Below are 15,221 nucleotides of genomic sequence, written 5' to 3'. Positions count from 1 at the left end.
CCATGTCACTAATGGATAAACACGGCATCATCGAGCGCAATGCGTCGTTGCTTCTGGTTGGCTCCCTTGTGGTCGTCAGCATCGGCGGTATCGTCGAGATCGCACCGCTCTTCTATCTCGAGAACACCATCGAGAAAGTCGAAGGCATGCGGCCCTACGCACCGCTCGAACTCGCCGGTCGCAACATCTACATCCGCGAAGGGTGCTATGTGTGCCACAGCCAGATGATCCGCCCCTTCCGCGACGAGGTCGAGCGCTACGGCCATTACAGCCTGGCTGCGGAATCGATGTATGATCATCCGTTCCAGTGGGGCTCGAAGCGGACGGGGCCTGACCTCGCCCGCGTCGGCGACCGCTACTCCAACGAATGGCATGTCCAGCATCTCATCGAGCCCCGCTCGGTGGTGCCGGAATCGATCATGCCAAGCTATTCGTTCCTGGCGAACACCCCCTTGAAGTTGGCCAATATCACCGTCGACCTCAAGTCGAACGCGCTCGTTGGTGTGCCTTACACCGAGGAGATGATCGAAAACGCCGAGGCCGACCTGCTGGCGCAGGCTGACGCCGATGCGGATTGGTCGGGGATCGAGGAGCGCTACCCCAAGGCCAAGCTTGGTGATTTCGACGGAGATCCGGCGACACTGACCGAGATGGATGCGCTTGTCGCCTATCTTCAGATGCTGGGCACATTGGTCGACTTCTCGACCTATGACGAAGCCGCCGGCTACCGCTAAGGAGAACACGAGATGGAAACCTACACAGCAATGCGCCAATTCGCCGACAGCTGGGGGCTTGTCTTCCTGTTTGTCGTGTTTGTCGGCGTGGTCCTCTTCCTCTTCCGCCCAGGCGCCAAGGCCGCCGCTGAACGGGCGGCGCAAATCCCATTGAAGGAGGACTGAGACATGTCCGGAAAACACATTGACGACGTGTCGGGCGTTGAGACGACTGGCCATGAATGGGATGGGATCCGGGAGTTGAACAATCCCTTGCCGCGCTGGTGGCTCTGGACGTTCTACCTGACCATCATCTGGGCCATCGGCTATATGTTCCTGTATCCGGCCATTCCGTTGATCAACGGAGCGACCAAGGGGTATCTGGGCTATTCGAGCCGGGCCGATGTGGTGGCGGAACTGGCTGATGCCAAGGCCGCACAGGGTGTGCTGCTCGAAAAGATTGCCGCGACTCCGGTCGAGGAAATTGCCAGCGATCAGGAACTGCTGCAGTTCGCCATCGCCGGCGGCTCTTCGGCCTTCAAGGTCAATTGCGCCCAGTGCCACGGTTCGGGAGCTGCGGGCTCTGCCGGCTATCCCAACCTCAATGATGACGACTGGGTCTGGGGCGGCACCATCGACCAGATCTATCTCACCATTGCCCATGGCATCCGGTATGATGAGGACCCCGATACACGGTTTTCGGAAATGCCGGCCTTTGGCGACATTCTCGAAGCCGAGCAGATCAGTGAGGTCACATCCTATGTGGTCAGCCTGAGCGGCACGCCGTCGGATCCCTCCCTGGTTGACGCAGGCCGCGAGGTCTATGTAGAGAACTGTGCCGCCTGTCACGGCGACAATGCCGAGGGCCTGGCTGATTTCGGCGCGCCGCGGCTGTCGGACGGCATCTGGCTCAAAGGCTCGACCGAGGCGCAGATTGCCTCCCAGATCCGCAATCCCAAGCATGGCGTGATGCCATCCTGGGTGGGACGCCTGGGCGAACCGACGATCAAGCAGCTGGCTGTCTACGTGCACACGCTGGGCGGCGGGCAGTAGCCGCCTCTGGCCCGGACCGGGGCCGGACCCGGGGCCTCGCCCCAATGAAACGACAAGACCCCGCCGGATGGCTGTCCGGCGGGGTCTTTTGTTTGCGGCACGGAAGTGCCGTGGATGGATGGTGTCTGGTCAGGGCGATTGGTTCAGTGCGAACACCTCGATTGGTGCATCGACCCCGCGAATGGAATGGTGTCCCTGGCTGGTGAATGCTGTGATGGCATGTTGGGCAACCTGTTTGGTCGCCAGAACCGGCTTCTCCAGTGTCTTGCACAGGTCCTGGACCCTGCTCGCAACGTTCACGGCTGAGCCGAGAACGGTGAAATCGAGCCGGCCCGGACTGCCGATATTGCCGTAGGTGACCGGACCGACATTGATGCCGATGCCCATCGACAAGCTGTCTTCATTTTCCGTTGCCCGCCGTTCATTGAGCTCACGCAGCCCCCTTATTGCCGCGCGCGCCGCCTCTATCGCCATTTTGCATTGATTGTCGGGCGCCGTTGCGTCCTCGACCTTGAAGATTGAAAGAACCCCGTCTCCCATGAATTTCAGGACATCGCCGCCGTTCTCTTCGACGGCCTGAACCACCACATCGAAATAGCCGTTGAGTGCGTTGAGCAGTCTCTGCTCGCTCCACTGTTCCGACTTCGAGGTAAAGCCGCGCAAATCCGTGAACATGACAACCGCCTCAAGCACCTGGTGTCCGCCCCTTCGAATGGTCCCGTTCGACACCGCCGAGGCCGGATCATTGCCGATATAGGTCCGCAACAGGCTTTCGGTGGAGCGCCGCATGGTGACGGGTTCTATCGCGGCTGACAGGCCGAACCTCGTTGCGTGAATGATGTCGATCTGGGCCTGCGTGAAACCTTCCGGCACGTTGGTGACATAGGTACAGCCATGCCGTGACCCGTCGCCATACTTCAGCACGTTGGCAAAGATGTCCGTCCCGCCGCCGTCGGCGAGTTCGAGATAGGAGATATGCTCGCTGTCACGGTCCAGGTTCACGAGGCTCTTGTGCAGTGGCCTGTCGTTGGTAAGGACATATTCGAACGGGCTGCCGATATAGGAGATCGTGTCCAGGGTGGCGTGGGTCACGTCGTATTCGGTTGAGCCTTCCGGTGTCCAGATCACCCCCCAGGCCACCAGCAACGGATTGGCAAAGCGCTGGGCAATATTGGCGCGGGCGATTGGTACGCCTGCTGCCTTCAAGCGGGATACATAGCTCTCGACGATCTGGGCGCCATCTCCAAGCTCGCGGCCTTCGGACATCATCCAGCGGTTGATTTCATCTATGTCGGTCATGCCGATGGACGCTGTCCTTTCATGCGGGAGTGGTATGGCCCGATGCCGATCCGCTGCGCGATGGGAATTCCGTGCATGTTCCCGGCTGAACTGTGCAGCATCGCTACTCCACCCCAAAGGTCAGCGACGCCCAATAACTCTGCCAGTCGGTTTTGCTGTCCGCTGCCGGTTCGATCATGTGGACGGCTGAGACCAGATAGGCTCCCCCGGTGGGAACCGTGAAGCTGGCATAGCCGTCAGCGTCGGTGCGGGTGAGGGTTCGGGCTGCCTCGGCGCCTTCGCTGCCCTTGGCGAACAACGCGACCTGGGTGTCGGGCTGCGGTGCGCCTTGCCAGAGCAGGCGGAAGCGCATGTCTTCGCCCGGGGTGAGCGTGCCGGGGTTCTGTTCGGCCACCAGTTCGAGCGGCAGGCCTGTGGCGCGGTCCTGGCCGGTCACGTCTGGTCCGACATTGACCAGGGTCTTGGCGCAGCGGATGTAGATCTCGCGGATTCTGTCGCGTGGCAGGCCACGGGCATCGTGGCGGGCGGCAACGGCGTTCAGGCCTTCATAGGCGAGATAGCTGGTGAATTTCTCCCAGTCGACAAAAGTTATCCGGTTTTCGTTTGAGTGATAGGTGAACAGCGTCAGCCCTTCAATGCGCGGTGTCTGGGAGAGGGCAGGCAGGTCGCCCGCCGTGCCTTCGACATCGCTGACGCCGAGCTTGTCATGGCGCTGGAAGGCGACGAAGCGGGAGGCGATGTAGGGAAAAATATCGCCCTTGAAATCCTGCCCGACCTTGATGTCGGCGCGGATCCGGTCGCCTTGCGCGATTGAATAGTCTTCCGGTTCGATCCAGAATTCGTGGCTCAGGGCTGGACTCGCCGCCATCATCGCGACAATTAATGCTGAAATTGCTGTGCGCCCCAAGGGTCCTGCCATTTTCCATGTCTCCAATGTGGTCTTGATGATGCATCTGTTCCTTAAAAAGATAAATCAAGTCCTTGCCTTGATTATGATTGCGGTTGCCATGCTTGCCGCGGGCCCCGGCGCAGCGCGTGCGCATGAGATCCGGCCTGCGATTGTCGATCTGGTTTTTGCGGGCGATGGCACCGTGCGGCTCGGTATGTCGCTGATCCTTGAAGCCGCGATTGCGGAAGTCGGCGCCGGGCATGCCGACACGGATGAGAGCCCCAATGCGGCGGTCTATGATGATCTGCGGCTCCTGGATGAGACGGCGCTGGCGGCCGAGTTTGAAAGGTCAAAGGAGCGTTTTCTCGATGGCATCAGGCTGACGACGGGCGAACAGCGGATTGCGCTTGACGTGACGTCCATTGAGCTTGATCCAGTCGGCGACACGGATTTTGCCCGGTTGAGCCGTCTGGTGTTGACCGGCAGCCTGCCGCCGGGTGCGCGCGAGGTTGCCTTCTCCTTCGATCCGGCCTTTGGCCCAAGTGTCATTCGTGTGCCCGATAATCAGGGCGGCCACAGCTATTCGGCCTATCTCGGGGATGGCAGTCCCAGTGCGCCGATCCCGGTGGAGGGTGGCCTGAGCATGAGCGCGGGGCAGGTGTTCCTCGATTACATCGGCATCGGCTTTACCCATATCGTTCCCAAGGGGCTCGATCATATCCTGTTTGTCGTCGGGCTGTTCCTGCTGTCGCCACGGCTCAAGCCGCTCTTGATCCAGATCACCGCCTTTACCGTGGCCCACTCGGTCACGCTGGCGATGGCGATGCTGGGCGTGATCAGTCTGCCTGCCTCGATTGTCGAACCGCTGATTGCCGCCTCGATCCTGTTCATCGCCGTTGAAAATCTCGGCACCGACAGGCTCAGCCGCTGGCGGCCCTACGTGGTGTTTGCCTTCGGTCTGCTGCATGGTCTGGGCTTTGCCGGGGTGCTGACCGAATTCGGGCTGTCGCCGGCGCATTTCGCCAGTGGTCTCATCGGGTTCAATATCGGTGTGGAAGTCGGGCAGCTGGCGGTGGTCGCGGCCTGTTATGCGCTGTTTGGCGCCTGGTTTTCCGACAGGTCTTGGTACCGCACGCGCGTGACCATGCCGATGTCGCTGGCCATCGGTGTGATTGCGCTCTGGTGGGTTGTCGAGCGCACGGGTCTTGTTGCCTGAACGGGTCACATATCTGTGTAATGCCGCTTGATCTTGATCAAGGCGGCGGGCAGGGCGTAGGAGCATGGTGCGCACCAAACCAATGGTGCCCCAATGAACACGCGTACTGCCCCCGACCCGTCGCAAGACCCTGACGACATCGAGAGACTTGAAGCCGAGGCGGTCAATGCCGCCTGGAAGCGCAAGCCGCTTTATGAAGCGCGCAAGAAGATCTTCCCCAAGCGCGCAGAGGGCACCTATCGGCGGTTCAAGTGGCTGGTGATGCTGGTCACGCTTGGCATCTACTACATCACCCCCTGGATCAGGTGGGACCGCGGGCCCTATGCGCCGGATCAGGCGGTGCTGCTCGATATTGCCAACCGGCGGTTCTATTTCTTTTTCATCGAGATCTGGCCGCAGGAATTCTTCTTTGTCGCCGGCCTTCTGGTGATGGCGGGTTTCGGGTTGTTCCTGATCACCTCGGCGGTGGGCCGGGCCTGGTGCGGCTACACCTGTCCGCAAACCGTGTGGGTTGATTTGTTTCTGGTGGTTGAGCGCGCCATCGAGGGAGACCGAAACCAGCGTATGAAGCTCGACATGGCGCCCTGGAGCGCATCCAAGCTGGGCAAGCGGGTGCTCAAGCACGCAATCTGGATCATGATCGGCGTCGCCACCGGTGGTGCATGGATCTTCTATTTTGCCGATGCTCCGACGCTGTTGATGAGTTTCATCGAAGGCAATGCCGCGCCGGTGGCCTACATCACCGTGGCGATCCTGACCGCGACAACCTACACTTTCGGCGGGCTGATGCGCGAGCAGGTCTGCATCTATATGTGCCCCTGGCCGCGGATTCAGGCGGCAATGCTCGACGAGAACTCTTTGGTCGTCACCTACAATGACTGGCGGGGCGAGCCGCGCGGCCGGCATGCCAAGAAGGCCGCCGCGGAGGGGTTGGTGCAGGGCGATTGCGTCGATTGCAATGCCTGTGTGGCCGTCTGTCCCATGGGCATCGACATTCGTGACGGCCAACAGCTCGAGTGCATCACCTGCGCGCTTTGTATCGATGCCTGTGACGCAATCATGGACAAGCTCGACCGGTCGCGTGGCCTGATCTCCTATGCGACCCTGGCCGATTATGCCGACAATATGGCGCTTGCGCAGAGCCCTGAAACCGGCGGGCTCGATCCGTCCCGCGTTCGAACCGCGGATGGCGGTTTCATTGACAAGGTCAAGCATTTCGACTGGCGCATCATCTTCCGCCCGCGCTCGCTGCTCTATATGGGTGTGTGGTCAGCGGTCGGTGTCGGGCTGCTGGTCGCGCTGCTGTCGCGGGATCGTCTCGAGGTCAATGTGCTGCATGACCGCAATCCACAATTCGTGATGGAATCCAATGGCGACATTCGCAACGGTTATTCGATCAAGATTCTCAACATGATTGCCGAACCGCGGGTGATCGAGCTGTCGCTTGACGGCCTTCCAGGCGCTACCATGCATGTTATCGGCATTGATGAAGCGCCCGGTGTCTCGTTCGCGATCCCGGTCGAGCCGGACAGGCTGCGCGAACTCAAGGTGCATGTGCTCCAGCCCAAGGAGTTCATCACATCAACCAATGCCAGCTTCCGTTTTATCGTTGAAGAGACTGCCAGCGACGAACGGGACGTCTATATCGCCAACTTCCATGCACCGGAGATGAACCAATGACCCTGATCCGCTCGATCTTCCAGCCCAAGGAATTCACCGGCAAGCACATGCTGTTTTCCATGGTGGCGTTCTTCGCTGTCATCTTCACGGTCAACATGATCATGGCCCGGTTCGCGGTGACCACCTGGAGCGGGCTGGTGGTTCCCAACACCTATGTTGCAAGCCAGCAATTCAACACCCAGGCGGCGCAATCCCGTGCGATTGCGGCCAAGGGGTTCGATGTTGCATTTGATCCCGGTTCCGATGGTGTTTCGATCCTGCTGACCGACAGCAACGGCTTGCCTGCGGTGGCTGACAGTGTGAGTGCGTCGCTGCGGCGTCCGGTCGGCACGGAGGATGACCGCGAACTGGTGTTTCTGGCCGATGGGCCGGGCAAGTTCACCGCTGAGGGTGCGTTGGCCGAGGGTGAATGGATCGCCCATGTGACCGCGCTCCGCGGTGGCGAGATCATCTACAAGAAGGGACGTCGGTTCCATGTCGGCGCGGATGGGGGCATGCGCCCATGAGCTGCTGCGCGGCGGGAACAGAAAGCGCTGCGGAACTTGAGGCGCTGAAATCCGACGGTCCGTCGGCTGAGGAAATGTGGCTGTCGAGCCGCGCGCTCGGCAACGGAATGCGTCAGGTCGATCTGATCGTGCCCGGGGTTCACTGCGGCGCCTGCATCGCCCTTTTGGAAAAAGAGCTGCCCAAGACCAGCGGTGTCGACCATGCAAGGGTCAACCTTTCGACCCGGCGGGTGTCGGTGGTGTTCGAAGACCCCAAGGGCGGCGGTGAGGCCGAGGCGGTGCTTAGCGCGCTTGGCGAGCGCTTTACGGCGCTGGGGTATCCCGCGCATCTGCCCGGAGGGGCTGACGAGGCCGGGGATCCGGCCTTTCGCGAGTTGCTCAAGGCCTTGGCAGTCGCGGGCTTTGCCTCGATGAACGTGATGCTTTTGTCTGTCTCGGTCTGGTCCGGGGCGGAAGCTGCGACACGGGATCTGTTTCACTGGATCTCGGCGATGATCGCAGCACCTGCGCTGGCCTATTCGGGACGTATCTTCTTCCGCTCTGCCTGGGGCGCGCTCAAGCATGGTCGCGCCAATATGGATGTGCCAATCACTCTGGGAGTCCTGCTTGCCTATGCGATTTCGCTGCATGAGACCATCACCCATGGCGAGCATGCCTATTTCGATGCCTCGGTCACGCTTCTGTTCTTCCTGCTGGCCGGCCGGACCCTCGATCACATGATGCGCGAGCGGGCGCGGTCTGCGGTTCGCAATCTGGTGCGGTTGTCGCCGCGCGGGGCGATGGTGATCAGGCCTGACGGCAGCCGTGAGTATCTTGCGCTGGATGAGATCGAACCGGGCATGCATCTGGCAATCGCACCAGGCGACCGAATCCCGGTGGATGGCCGCGTGATCTCGGGCCGTTCGGACATGGATTTTGCCGTGGTCAACGGCGAAAGCGCGCCGCAGCTTGTCGAGGCCGGATCGCTGACGCCGGCCGGAACCCTCAATCTGACCGGCGGGCTGGTTCTCGAAGCCACCCGCAGCGCCAGCAATTCGTTCCTTGCAGAGATGGTGTCGATGATGGAGGCGGCCGAAAGCGGGCGTGCAGGCTATCGCCGTCTTGCCGACCGGGCCTCGTCGATCTACGCGCCTGTGGTGCATTTGCTGGCGCTTGGAACCTTTGTCGGCTGGATGGTGGTTTCGGGCGACTGGCGTGTTGCGATGATGACTTCGGTGGCCGTATTGATCATCACCTGTCCCTGCGCGCTCGGACTTGCCGTGCCCGTGGTTCAGGTTGTCGCCGCTGGCCGGCTTTTCGAAAACGGCATCATGGTCAAGGACGGTTCCGCCATGGAGCGTCTGGCCGAGACCGACCGTGTGGTGTTCGACAAGACCGGAACCCTGACCCAGGGCCGGCCGCAGCTGATCAATGCCGCCGCTGTCAATGAGAACCATCTGGCACTGGCCGCACGGATCGCATCGGCCTCAAGGCATCCGCTCAGCCAGACGCTGGCTGCACATGACGCGCCTGACACGGAATTGCCGGACTTCAGCATCACCGAAACGCCCGGCGAGGGCATTGCGGCGTCCACACCGGACGGTGATGTCTACCGGCTTGGCCGCGCCGGTTTCGCACTGGATGGCGATGGAGACTTACCGGATCAGGCCGAGGCTGCGAGCCAGGTGATCCTGTCGAAAAATGGCCGGTTCCTCGATGTGTTCCTGTTCTCAGATCAGCTGCGGCGGGGCGCGACCCAGGCCGTGGCGCGGCTTTCGGCTCTTGGAATTGATGCAGAGATTTTGTCAGGCGACCGCGAAGCACCGGTCAGTGCCCTGGCGCGCGATCTCGGGGTTGAGGATTTTGTCGCCGGTGTGAGGCCGCGTGGCAAGGTCGACAGGGTCAAGGCTCTGGCAGCGGCCGGAGGCAAGCCGCTGATGGTCGGGGACGGGCTCAATGACGCCCCGGCGCTTTCGGCCGCACATGTTTCCATGGCGCCGGCAAGTGCCGCCGATGTCGGGCGGATGGCTGCGGATTTCGTGTTCCTGCACGATTCTCTCGAAGCGGTGCCGCTGGCCATTGAAGTGTCGCGCAAGGCTGGGCAGTTGATCAGGCAGAACTTTGCCCTGGCGATTCTCTACAATTGCATTGCCGTGCCGGCAGCGGTTCTTGGCCATGCGACACCGCTGATTGCGGCGCTGGCGATGTCCTCCTCCTCGGTGATTGTGGTGCTCAACTCACTGCGATTGAGACGCAAGGCGCGGGTGGAGGCTTTCGCCCGGCCGGATGAGGGCCGGAGCAGTGCTGACGCCTCCAGGCTCGCCGGCCAGCATTCTGGGCTTGGGGCTTCGGTATGAACAACTTGATCTTCCTCATACCGATCGCGCTCTTTCTCGGCGCTCTGGGTCTGGCTGCCTTTTTGTGGTCGATGAAAAGCGGGCAGTATGAGGACCTGGATGGCGCTGCCTGGCGCGTTCTTGACGATGGCGAAGACAAGCCCAAGACGGATTGATCCAGACAGACTGCCCTTGCATTCCGGTTAAACATGAACAGCGTTTTTGTGCTGCTATGCCCAACTGCGCTTGCTGCATTCCAATGCTTGCGTCAAAACTGTCGCATACGAAGAATCGGGCAGAGCAGGAGCGGGCATGGCGCAGGCAGACATAGGTTTGATCGGATTGGGTGTGATGGGTGCAAATCTTGCACTCAATATCGCGGACAAAGGCTACCACGTTGCTGTCTACAATCGCACGCAGTCCCGCACCGAAGCTTTTGCCGCTGCTGCAGGGCCCTTGTCGGACCGGATCACCGCGACTGCCACGCTTGAAGATTTCGTTGCCGCGATCAAACCGCCCCGGCCGGTCATCATCATGGTTCAGGCCGGTGATCCGGTGGATGAGCAGATCGCAGCCCTCAAGCCGCTGCTGCAGGACTCAGACATCATCATCGATGCCGGAAACGCCAATTTCCGTGACACGATGCGGCGTTTCGAAAACCTCAAGGGCAACGGGCCCGGTTTCGTAGGCATGGGTGTGTCGGGTGGCGCCGAGGGCGCGCGGCATGGGCCGTCGATCATGGTTGGCGGTGCAGAGGCTGACTGGCGGCGGATCGAACCGGTGCTGACGGCGATATCGGCCAAGTACAAGGGCGAGCCGTGTGCAGCCTGGCTCGGTGACAATGGCGCCGGCCATTTCGTCAAGACCATCCATAACGGCATCGAGTATGCCGATATGCAGATGATCGCCGAGGTCTATGGCGTGATGCGTGATCATCTCAACATGGATGCAGTCTCGATCGCCAGCGTGTTTTCGGTCTGGGCCTCGGGGCCGCTTGATTCCTATCTCATCGATATCACTGCCGAAGTGCTCAAGACCCACGATCTGGCATCCGGGAAACCGCTGGTCGACGTGATTGTGGATGCGGCGGGCCAGAAGGGCACTGGCCGCTGGTCGGTGATCGAAAGCCAGATGATGGGCGTGCCGGCGACAGCAATCGAGGCGGCGGTCGCGGCGCGCAGCCTGTCTGCGATGCGTGGCGAGCGGGCGGCAGCAGAGCATCGCTTCGGACTGCCGGCAATCGTCGACCGGCGTGAAGGGCAGGCGGTCATTGATGATCTGGAGCAGGCTTTGCTTGCAGGCAAGATCGCAGCCTATGCGCAAGGGTTCGCGGTGATGGCGGCGGCGTCGAAGGAATTTGATTGGAACTTGCCGATGGCGACGATTGCCAGGATCTGGCGCGCCGGCTGCATCATCCGCTCGCGGTTTCTCGACGAGATTGCCGCCGCCTTCAGCGAGACGCCCGATGTCGACAATCTGGCGATGACACCGGCATTTTCCGCCATGCTTGAAGCCACCGACCGGCCGCTTCGCCGGGTGGTCTCCGATGCCGTGATCAACGGACTTCCGGCGCCGGCGCTGTCAAATGCGGTCAGCTATTTCGACACCTATCGCCGCGCGCGCGGCACGGCCAACCTGATCCAGGCGCAGCGCGACTTTTTCGGCTCGCACGGGTTTGAGAGATTTGATGCGGATGGAGAGCAGCACGGCCCCTGGGGCGGCTGAGCCTTTGTCTGTTACCAGCCGGAAAGCCGGCTTTCGACGGCGGTCAGGCCGTCCTCGAGTTTGCCTGCTCCGGAGCTGCCGAGTGTCTGCAGCAGCTGCACCTCGTAGTCGCGGGCGAGCCGGACCAGATCGCGATAATGGCGGCTGCCTTCGCGGGTGAGGCTGATGTGTTCAATGCGGCGATCCTGGGTGTCAGGCTCCCGGTTGATCCAGTTTCGCTGTTCCAAAGCGCGAATGGCGCGGCTGACCTTGGTCTTGTGCATGGAAGAGTGGGCGCAGATCTCGGTGGCAGTCACCTGTTCATACTGGCCGATGGTTGCGAGCGTGCGCCATTCCGGCCGGCTCAAACCGTATCGCTGACGGTAATTGGCCGCGAATTGGCGGCTGACCATTTCGGCGGCGCGCGCCAGCCGGTAGGGCAGGAAACTCTCAAGGGCCAGTGTGTTCTCATTGGCGTTGTACGCCTGGTTATTGGGTCGTGGCGTCATTGTCTGTCCTGCCTTAACGAACATGCATTCATTCATGATGTTGCTGCGTCTCTTGCGCAACCCATCGGACGCGCGGCGCTGCAAGATCGTTGCGCATGTAACGGTTACTTCTTTCCGCTTAGCGCTAAAGTCAAGACAGCGCAATTGCCATAAGTGGTGCAAGCGGTTACATCCGGCCTTGTCTTGGTCATGGCTGGGAGAGGCTTATGGAACGCACACAGATCAATGAGATTTTGGAAGAGAGCGACCGGTTTATCCGCTCATTTGGCTATGTGCTTCCGCCCTTCGCCTACTGGAGCCCTGAGGAAATGCGAACCCGCACGGCCGGTGATGCCGCGCTTGTCCTGGCCAACCGGCTTGGCTGGGACATCACCGATTATGGTCAGGGCCGGTTTGATGAGCTGGGCCTTTTCCTGTTCACCGTCCGCAACGGATCGGCTGATGATCTGGCCCGGGGCCAGGGCATGCTCTATGCCGAGAAGATCATGATCTCGCGGCAAGACCAGCTCTCGCCGATGCATCGTCACAACATCAAGGCGGAAGACATCATCAATCGCGGCGGCGGGAAACTGGTGCTCGAACTGTTCGCCAGCGCTGTGGACGGATCGGTTGATCCCGATGCCACGGTTTCCGTCCTCACCGATGGCGTTGTCCGGACGTTCGAAGCTGGCGGAAGGCTTGCTCTCGATCCGGGCGAGAGCGTCACGCTGATGCCGGGGGTTTGGCATGCGTTCTGGGGTGAGGGCGGCGATCTGCTTATCGGGGAAGTCTCAACCGTCAATGATGATTTGACCGACAATGTCTTCCGCGAACCGATAGGCCGGTTCTCCAGCATTATCGAGGACACCGCGCCCAGGCACCTGCTGGTGTCGGATTACGACAACTGGCTTTGAGGCCGTTCCTGACGATAGGACCGGAAAGCCAACCGGATTTGCAGATCATAGCCGAGCGCAGCGCGGCCATACCATAACAGGACGGTGGATGGCCCAGCAAAGGCAGCGCGGTTTGTAAGGAAAACAATGTCAGCCAGGGTGCCGCCGCTCACCCTGGCTGACGTGTCGGGAATCCATGCATCCAGTTCGCCCCCGCCCCGAGGTGGATAGCCATGTTTCCCGAAAACTGCTGTTTGTCTTATACAAGCGGTTTGGACTTTGACCCAAGAGTGCCAGGCCTCCCTCTCCTATTTGTGGGTGAGGGTGTCGCCGTTCTGGCCGGCTCGCAGCTCGTCGGTCAAAAGTCCAAGTCTTGAAGCCTTCGCCAATCCAGCGAGCCGGTTTGGCGCGCGCAGTTTCAGCATCACCACCGAGAGAACCGAAGCAACCTCACTTGCTGTCAGCTCAAGATGAAGTCCGATCTTTTGATCGGACCATCCGATGGCGCAGAGGCGCAGACATTTCATTTCTGTTCGGGTCATAGGTATAAGCCCTCGATCATTGCCGAGATCCATCTCGTGGTCCTTTCGAAAATCAACAAAGGTATGCAGGTGCTGACCTGAATGCTTCAGTCCGACTTCGGCTCGTATTGATCCTGATCGCCGGCTGCGTTAACCAAGTTGGAGGGGCTTATGAACCAGTTGGTCAAAATGCGCATTGACCCATTGCGCCAATTTTTGCGCGATAAGTGAAGCATGCCAATTTAATCGTTTGAATTATGTGAAACGGTTGGTTTGCCGGGTTCAATCCGGACTTGAAGGCTGTTTTCGATAGGCGCTCGGCGTCTTGCCGAACCAGCGGATTGCGGACCGGGTGAACGCTGCGGGCGCGGAAAAACCAAGCTGGAAACTGATTTCCGAAAGGCTCAACGTGGTTTCCGTGAGTAGGTTTTGCGCCATTTCCTTGCGGCTGTCGTCTATGATTTCCTGCATGGATGTTCCGGCTTCCGTCAACCTGCGTTGGAGTGTTCGCGCACTCATCCCCAGCCTCTCGGCTTCGTCCTTCAAGGAGGGGATACCTGAGGCGAGCCTTTCGATCACATGCAGCCGGATAGAGGTCACTGTGTCTGTCGTGTCGACCGGGGAGAAGGGAATCGCCTCTATCTGTTGAACGAGGATTTTGTGGAGCCGTATGTCGGCGTTCGGGTTGGTCCTGCTCAGGTAGCTGGCCGGTATGATCAGCCGGTTGATTGTGGCTCCGAACCTCGTCTTGGGGCCAAGTAACTGTTTGTGTAAATTGATGTTTCCTGGTTTCTTGCGTTCCAGTTCGAGTCGGCAGCTTTTTATGTCCTGCCCCAGGAACGGCTCAAAATGGGCAAGGGTTTGGGCCAGTGTCATGTCAACATACTGATCGCGATGAATGATCAGTGGTGAGTAGGTCCATTCAAAAATGGCATCCTTGGCACCGATCTCGAGAGTGCAAATTTTCAGATTGCTGATCTTGCGCATGTTGCGGCCAAGAAACACAAGGACATCGCGGAGAGTTGGGGCATTGAGCAGTGCATAACCGAAGGTGCCTGATGCCCCCTTGGTGAACATGCTGGCCGACTTGAGGCCGAAAAGGTCATCGCCTGAGATGAGCGCAAGCGCTTCCATGTATCGGCAAAGACGGTCGAGCTTGACCCGTTCGCCGATTTGATCAAAACGGTCTGGGTCCAAACCGGAGGCACGCGCTATCGGGTCAGCGTCAATGCCCAGGCTTGCTGCATAAGTGCTGATCGCGGAGGCCAAACCCGCTGCTGCCTCATATCGGTCTGCCAACCGAAGTGTCATGTGGTGGCGCCCTCGGTTAAAAAATAGGCGGGCCAAGTTAAGCCTGTCTGGGCCCGCATGTCGAGTTCAAAGCTATTATTGAAACCCATGGAAAACAAAGCAATCTTGAATGGATCTGAAACCCTGAACAGTGCGGAGCTGTCCGGTTTCGAATTGCCTGACTTTGCGCCGGCGCAGATCCGGACATTTTATGATCTCTGGAAATGTCGGCAGGATGCTGGGCTGGCTGATGCCGCAGCGTTCGATGTTTCTGCCTTGGGCAAGGATTTTCCGCTGCTTGTCCGCGTCGCTCGCAACCAGAAGGATAAATCGCTCTTCTGGCGTGATGTTTCTCCAAACAGGCGCTGGCCATTCAATGCTCCGGTTTTGAACCGACCTGTTTCCGACCTGCAGCCCAAGGCTATCCGGACACGCGTCTTGCTGACATTCAACAAGGTTCTGGAGACCGGCGTGCCTGAGTGCGCTGAGATAACCTCCTGGATGGATTACGGGCAGACGGTTTCTCTGGTTCGCCTTGTGGTGCCCGTGCAGGGAGCATCGGGCAGGGAGCTGCTGGCTCTGTGGGAAGTCGTTCAACCCGATAACCAGTGAGACGATCCGGTTCGCTCGACCGGACGTGGACCTTGTGCTGGA

General features: G+C 60.1%; 16 protein-coding genes. 11 read left to right on the top strand and 5 right to left on the bottom strand.

Annotated features, from left to right (window positions below):
* Window positions 1-2 precede the first annotated feature (2 nt).
* From ccoO to ccoP, 3 genes are read left to right on the top strand one after another with little or no spacing between them, the layout of a single operon-like run.
* The gene (gene ccoO / locus HPDFL43_RS14375; protein ID WP_007198095.1) at window positions 3-734 is read left to right on the top strand and encodes a cytochrome-c oxidase, cbb3-type subunit II; all 732 of its coding nucleotides are present in this window, start codon (window positions 3-5) and stop codon (window positions 732-734) included.
* A 12-nt stretch (window positions 735-746) separates the two neighbouring features.
* Complete coding sequence (locus tag HPDFL43_RS14370; RefSeq protein ID WP_007198094.1) at window positions 747-899, top strand: CcoQ/FixQ family Cbb3-type cytochrome c oxidase assembly chaperone; 153 nt, start codon at window positions 747-749, stop codon at window positions 897-899.
* A 3-nt stretch (window positions 900-902) separates the two neighbouring features.
* A complete protein-coding gene (gene ccoP, locus HPDFL43_RS14365) occupies window positions 903-1,766 on the top strand; it encodes a cytochrome-c oxidase, cbb3-type subunit III (protein ID WP_007198093.1) in 864 nt (287 codons plus the stop codon).
* 129 nt (window positions 1,767-1,895) lie between these two features.
* Here ccoP and HPDFL43_RS14360 read toward each other — a convergent pair whose 3' ends face one another.
* Window positions 1,896-3,065, bottom strand: coding sequence for an adenylate/guanylate cyclase domain-containing protein (locus tag HPDFL43_RS14360; protein WP_007198092.1), 1,170 nt, complete (start codon window positions 3,063-3,065; stop codon window positions 1,896-1,898).
* A gap of 103 nt (window positions 3,066-3,168) precedes the next feature.
* Window positions 3,169-3,984, bottom strand: a complete 816-nt coding sequence (locus HPDFL43_RS14355; protein ID WP_040449252.1) for a DUF4198 domain-containing protein — start codon at window positions 3,982-3,984, stop codon at window positions 3,169-3,171.
* A gap of 88 nt (window positions 3,985-4,072) precedes the next feature.
* Between HPDFL43_RS14355 and HPDFL43_RS14350 the strand changes: the two genes are divergently transcribed.
* From HPDFL43_RS14350 to gndA, 6 genes are all read left to right on the top strand, one after another.
* Window positions 4,073-5,170: a HupE/UreJ family protein gene (locus HPDFL43_RS14350; protein ID WP_040450268.1), complete on the top strand. Its 1,098-nt coding sequence runs from the start codon at window positions 4,073-4,075 to the stop codon at window positions 5,168-5,170.
* Window positions 5,171-5,263: 93 nt separating this feature from the next.
* Entirely contained in the window at window positions 5,264-6,850 is a 1,587-nt protein-coding gene (ccoG, locus tag HPDFL43_RS14345; RefSeq protein WP_007198089.1) for a cytochrome c oxidase accessory protein CcoG, read from the top strand.
* Window positions 6,847-7,356 (top strand): FixH family protein, encoded by a 510-nt coding sequence (locus HPDFL43_RS14340; RefSeq protein WP_007198088.1) that lies wholly within the window; start codon window positions 6,847-6,849, stop codon window positions 7,354-7,356. Before ccoG ends, HPDFL43_RS14340 begins: the two co-directional genes overlap by 4 nt.
* Entirely contained in the window at window positions 7,353-9,692 is a 2,340-nt protein-coding gene (locus HPDFL43_RS14335) for a cation-translocating P-type ATPase (protein WP_007198087.1), read from the top strand. Before HPDFL43_RS14340 ends, HPDFL43_RS14335 begins: the two co-directional genes overlap by 4 nt.
* Entirely contained in the window at window positions 9,689-9,847 is a 159-nt protein-coding gene (gene ccoS / locus HPDFL43_RS14330) for a cbb3-type cytochrome oxidase assembly protein CcoS (RefSeq protein ID WP_007198086.1), read from the top strand. Before HPDFL43_RS14335 ends, ccoS begins: the two co-directional genes overlap by 4 nt.
* 136 nt (window positions 9,848-9,983) lie before the next feature.
* On the top strand, window positions 9,984-11,396 hold the full coding sequence (gene gndA, locus HPDFL43_RS14325) for an NADP-dependent phosphogluconate dehydrogenase (protein WP_040450264.1): 1,413 nt from the start codon (window positions 9,984-9,986) through the stop codon (window positions 11,394-11,396).
* An 11-nt stretch (window positions 11,397-11,407) separates the two neighbouring features.
* Here gndA and HPDFL43_RS14320 read toward each other — a convergent pair whose 3' ends face one another.
* On the bottom strand, window positions 11,408-11,884 hold the full coding sequence (locus HPDFL43_RS14320) for a MarR family winged helix-turn-helix transcriptional regulator (protein ID WP_052093333.1): 477 nt from the start codon (window positions 11,882-11,884) through the stop codon (window positions 11,408-11,410).
* A gap of 206 nt (window positions 11,885-12,090) precedes the next feature.
* On the opposite strand from HPDFL43_RS14320, the gene HPDFL43_RS14315 reads away from it, so the two are divergent.
* Window positions 12,091-12,777 carry a D-lyxose/D-mannose family sugar isomerase gene (locus HPDFL43_RS14315; protein WP_007198083.1) on the top strand — a complete coding sequence of 229 codons (687 nt, stop codon included), beginning with the start codon at window positions 12,091-12,093 and terminating at the stop codon, window positions 12,775-12,777.
* A gap of 287 nt (window positions 12,778-13,064) precedes the next feature.
* Here the strand turns inward: HPDFL43_RS14315 and HPDFL43_RS14310 are convergent, their stop codons facing one another.
* Window positions 13,065-13,331 carry a LuxR C-terminal-related transcriptional regulator gene (locus tag HPDFL43_RS14310; protein WP_156970284.1) on the bottom strand — a complete coding sequence of 89 codons (267 nt, stop codon included), beginning with the start codon at window positions 13,329-13,331 and terminating at the stop codon, window positions 13,065-13,067.
* A 228-nt stretch (window positions 13,332-13,559) separates the two neighbouring features.
* Complete coding sequence (locus tag HPDFL43_RS14305; protein ID WP_007198081.1) at window positions 13,560-14,588, bottom strand: AraC family transcriptional regulator; 1,029 nt, start codon at window positions 14,586-14,588, stop codon at window positions 13,560-13,562.
* A 57-nt stretch (window positions 14,589-14,645) separates the two neighbouring features.
* Between HPDFL43_RS14305 and HPDFL43_RS14300 the strand changes: the two genes are divergently transcribed.
* Window positions 14,646-15,179 carry a hypothetical protein gene (locus HPDFL43_RS14300; protein ID WP_156970283.1) on the top strand — a complete coding sequence of 178 codons (534 nt, stop codon included), beginning with the start codon at window positions 14,646-14,648 and terminating at the stop codon, window positions 15,177-15,179.
* Window positions 15,180-15,221: the final 42 nt, after the last annotated feature.

Source organism: Hoeflea phototrophica DFL-43 (genome assembly GCF_000154705.2).
GTDB lineage: Bacteria > Pseudomonadota > Alphaproteobacteria > Rhizobiales > Rhizobiaceae > Hoeflea > Hoeflea phototrophica.
Note: the sequence above shows the minus strand (reverse complement) of the source record. Positions and strands in the feature narration are given on the sequence as shown.